The 4,070-nt window shown below is 57.9% G+C and carries 5 protein-coding genes; 4 read left to right on the forward strand and 1 reads right to left on the reverse strand.

Annotation, left to right across the window (positions count from 1 at the left end; all coding sequences use genetic code 11):
• Positions 1-118: 118 nt before the first annotated feature.
• A complete protein-coding gene (locus V6M87_RS26955; protein WP_332879761.1) occupies positions 119-439 on the forward strand; it encodes a hypothetical protein in 321 nt (106 codons plus the stop codon).
• Positions 440-549: 110 nt separating this feature from the next.
• On the opposite strand, the gene V6M87_RS26960 is transcribed toward V6M87_RS26955, so the two are convergent.
• Complete coding sequence (locus tag V6M87_RS26960; protein WP_332879762.1) at positions 550-672, reverse strand: hypothetical protein; 123 nt, start codon at positions 670-672, stop codon at positions 550-552.
• 407 nt (positions 673-1,079) lie between these two features.
• Between V6M87_RS26960 and V6M87_RS26965 the strand changes: the two genes are divergently transcribed.
• From V6M87_RS26965 to V6M87_RS26975, 3 genes are all read left to right on the forward strand, one after another.
• A complete protein-coding gene (locus tag V6M87_RS26965) occupies positions 1,080-2,273 on the forward strand; it encodes a hypothetical protein (protein ID WP_332879763.1) in 1,194 nt (397 codons plus the stop codon).
• Between the two features lie 265 nt (positions 2,274-2,538).
• Positions 2,539-3,612, forward strand: a complete 1,074-nt coding sequence (locus tag V6M87_RS26970; protein WP_332879764.1) for a hypothetical protein — start codon at positions 2,539-2,541, stop codon at positions 3,610-3,612.
• Between the two features lie 59 nt (positions 3,613-3,671).
• Positions 3,672-4,064 (forward strand): hypothetical protein, encoded by a 393-nt coding sequence (locus V6M87_RS26975; protein ID WP_332879765.1) that lies wholly within the window; start codon positions 3,672-3,674, stop codon positions 4,062-4,064.
• Positions 4,065-4,070 lie beyond the last annotated feature (6 nt).

Raw genomic sequence — 4,070 nt, forward strand, 5'->3', positions numbered from 1 at the left:
CTCGTCAAGCACGGCTTTGGCGCGGAACAACGCCATGCTGCGACGAGGAATATGATCACACGAAACTAAACAGTTAGTCTCGGCGAAAGATTCGCCGTTCATCCGCACCAGAGCCGACTTGGAATCCGCCAGCCTTGGGGCGTCAGTTTTAGACCTTCTTGAGCCCGAGGACTTGACCTTATTTAAGAGCACAGTGCAGTTCCGGCGTGAAGAGGTCTATGACGGAGACGACAAACCTGTAACTACGAGGCTGGGGGTTGCGACGTTCAGCGTCGAAGTTTTGGTAAAAAAATATAAATTCACACCGGACCAGATTCAAGAAGTCGCCGCTCTTTTTGGTATTGGTCCTGAGCGTTTTTGGGCACGCTACCACTATTTTGGCGATACATACCCTGAACCGCATTGTGAGTCTCGGCCTTACTATAACTGCCCTTGGTAACGAATCTTACTTTGGCTAATATTTCGCTAGAGAAAATGCGTTCTGCGGTAAGCCAAACGGGGGCGGCCGCCGAGCGGCACATATAGCACGTTCTTGGTTACGACCGACTGCTATTGGCCGACGAGCGTCTCACTGGCCTTGCCGAAGCGGATACGCCGGTAGTAGGTCAGTTCGTGCGTCAGCGCGGTGATCTTGACCTCCTTCTCGCCCAGCAGGGAATCGCGGCGCGCCAAGGCTGCAGAATGCTCGGCAACGGAATCTTGTTGACCTCGCCCGGGTTTTCATCAGCTCTGGAATTTTCTGACCCACGTGCGTCGCTTTATAGACCATTCGGGGACCGAGAAGGGTGCTTGCGATGGCGATGGCGATCGCGCTGATGACGATGACGAAGCCGAAGGCAATCGACACCACCTGTGGCACCTTTTTCGGCAGCGGGCGTTCGAATAGGCTGATCAGCGGATACAGAATGTAGCTGAAAAAGATCGCGAACGCGACCACCAACAGGGTGCTGCGCGTAACGTAGACCTTACGGCATCAAGTGTTGGACTTGGACTATGAGAACGCCCAGTATTCAGATTATTTCGGATATTAATCCTGAAACATGTATAGTCAATCATCATTGAAATTCTTGGGGGATTAAATGGACTTTTTGACGCGCGCGAAAGTGTTGGGCCATGATGTAGAGGTTCTGAAAACCGGAGAAACGATACGGTCCAAAGTTACTGTAACTTCCCTCGAGCATTTCAAGGCGATTTTCGGTAGCGATATACCTGCCGAGCATAGGGTCAGGTTCAAGGAGCAAAACCCGGTTCGGAGTGCATCCGGAGAAACCGATCCATCGAGCGCGTCGATGGGACGGCTGATAGAGCATGTTTTCGGCGATTATGCACTTGCGCCGGAGGATGAGGATTTTGCCAAACAAATTTTTCCATTGCCGATAACCGCAGTATCTGGAGTGAACGTAATGATTAACACTCCTGAGGTCTACGGGATTCATACCGGGCCCTGCTTTATCAATGCCGGAACGCTTACTTTTACCGACGGTTCGATAACGGCAATGGGTGTCATCGCCAAGGTGGTAGCCGATAGTCTTGAAATAACATCGGCGACCGGCATTCCCTATCTTATCAGTGTTTTGGGCCAGCCAGGGACCACTGGCGATGCCGGGTCTGCCGGCGGCACCCAATCTCAGGCCGCGGCTGGCAGTGATTCTTCCGGTGGATCGCCAGGTATTTGTACCGGGGCAAGCTCGGGCAAGGCGGGGACAGCCGGTAATATTGGCATCGTAGGTAAACCTGGCTCGCCAGGTGGGGAAGGCATAGCGTCCCTTCCTGCTTATATCATTATCAAGGCCTACGATGGGGCTGTAACGCAGCAGCGATTTACGATCTTTGCGCAATCCGGCATTGGAGGAACGGGTGGGATCGGTGGCACGGGTGGAACCGGGCAGCAGGGTGGAAACGGCGGCAACGGGTGCGCTAATGGCTGTGAAGGCACCAACGGCGGGGACGGGGCAAGCGGCGGCAACGGCGGAAACGGCGGCAACGGCGGGAACGGAGGAAACGGCGTCAGTGGTGCGCCAGTAAGTGTCACTTTCCCTAACGCGTCCTCGGTTTATTTGGTAACCGCATCCAATGTCGCAGCAAGCGGACTTGGTGGAACCGGGGGTATGGCCGGTGCTGAAGGCGCCGGTGGCGCAGGTGGCAGTAGCGGCAAACATGCCTGGGATGGTTCGGGAGGCAACAGTGGCGCACCTGGTGCGCCTGGCCAGCAAGGCAATCCAGGGCAGAATGCAGGAGCGAAGGTAACTTTCAATATCTCCCTCAGCGCGTAAGCATGCAACTGCCAGTACACCGACCCAGCGCGGGGGCCGAGGATTGAAATCGCCCTCAAACCTGTCGGCCATCGATGCCGGGTCTTCGGTGCGTCTTCCTGACTCAGGGGAAGACTGGCCACTCGGGACGCATTATGTCCAAGTGCCGAGCGCGCAAGACATGCGCAGGCTGCTAGGGCCGCGACAGGAAACGGTACGTCGTACCAGGAGCAGCGTTTATTTCGCAGGCCTGCCCAACCGGGCTCGCCTGCGCTTGCCGCTTGGAATGCATGACCGCTTCGAAGAATTCATTTTCGCGGACGGGGAACTCCACGCCCCCGATGCAGCCGGCCTCGCGCACCATTTGCCGGCCCATCTAAAAGTGGTACGCCTGGCCGAAGTGTCGATTGGCGTGGGCCAATCCTGGGATGTGAGCTCGTCGCATTCGGCCTGGAGCGGGCTGCACTTTCGGGAGGAACTATACGTTCACGTCCGTATCGACCGGCTGATCGTCGCGCCTGGATCGAAAATCGAGGTTCACGGCAACATCCTGGTATTGGAATGCGGAGAAATTCACATGCGGGGCCACGAAAGCGGAAGTGGCTGGCGTGCGGCAGACGGCTTCGAAATCTGCATTCTGCCTACTCGCTACCCCGCGTACAGCCAGTTGCGTTCCACGCCGGGGTTGGATGGCGCCCGAGGCATCCACGGCGCTAACGGCCGGCACAGCAAGGCAACAAAAGTCATCGGAACGCCGTTCGGTCCGCGATTGTTGGCGTTTTCTTCTGATCTCGATGGTGCCCCCGGTGCCGACGGCACGGACGGTGCCATGGGCACCACCGGCCAGAACGGCGGCATGTCGATGCTGGCGGACATTCGCATTGGCGTGCTGACAGGCTTCCAACCCGGGTCGCTGCGTGTCTTTGCGCAGGCCGGCCCGGGCATGCCCGGCGGGAGCGGGGGAACTGGTGGCAACGGCGGCGCAGGCGGCAATGGCGCTGACGGCATTGATCGTCTGGACGGGATTGTACGCGGAGGACCGGGCGGGCGCGGCGGCAACGGCGGCAACGGCGGCAACGGCGGTCGTGGGGGCAGTGGCGGACTGTCCGCCAACGTCTTCATCCAAGTTCGCGCGGCCGACGCTGATTGTATCGATCTCTGTTCCATGGACAGTGTCGGTGGGCCCGGCGGCGCTGGCGGAAGCGCCGGGGCGCATGGCGGGCCCGGCACGTCAGGCGTCATGGCAGATGAAACCGCGACGACAGCACTGCTTCCGGGAGTGACCGGCCGACCCGGAATCACGGGCCTTTCCGGCAAGCCGCGCTCGGGGCCAGCAATTCACCTCTTCACCGAACCGTAAGAATGACGGGCAATATCGCTCCCATTCACTAAGTACCCGCCAGTAAATAAATGTGATTTTTGGCTGCCATAACCGGCGCGCTGCTGCGTTGGCCAACGCTTGCAACCGCGGCGGCGGACCGGCTCGCATTGCGGCGCGTCGTCCGTCTTGCATCGCATCCGGTTCTGTTTGCCAAAATTTCACATTTATTTCCCGGCGAGTACTTAGATGGTTGGGTAGACTTCTGGCAGGACGTCACATTTGCAGCGGATGACTTTAAAGCGAAGACGAAATTCCTTATGCCACCAACATTCTCGTCTGCCATTCCGCGATCAGGAGATGGCATCACTAAAGGTGCGGCACGAAAAAGTATCGCGTCCGAAAATTTGGCACGGGTTAAAGCCACCTCGTTATACACAAGTCCGCACCGTCGTCCGGCCGGCATGAAAACACGTTTACATTCAAGGACTTAACGCGCC

The sequence above is a fragment of the Massilia sp. S19_KUP03_FR1 genome (assembly GCF_036688685.1).
GTDB lineage: Bacteria > Pseudomonadota > Gammaproteobacteria > Burkholderiales > Burkholderiaceae_D > JALYUM01.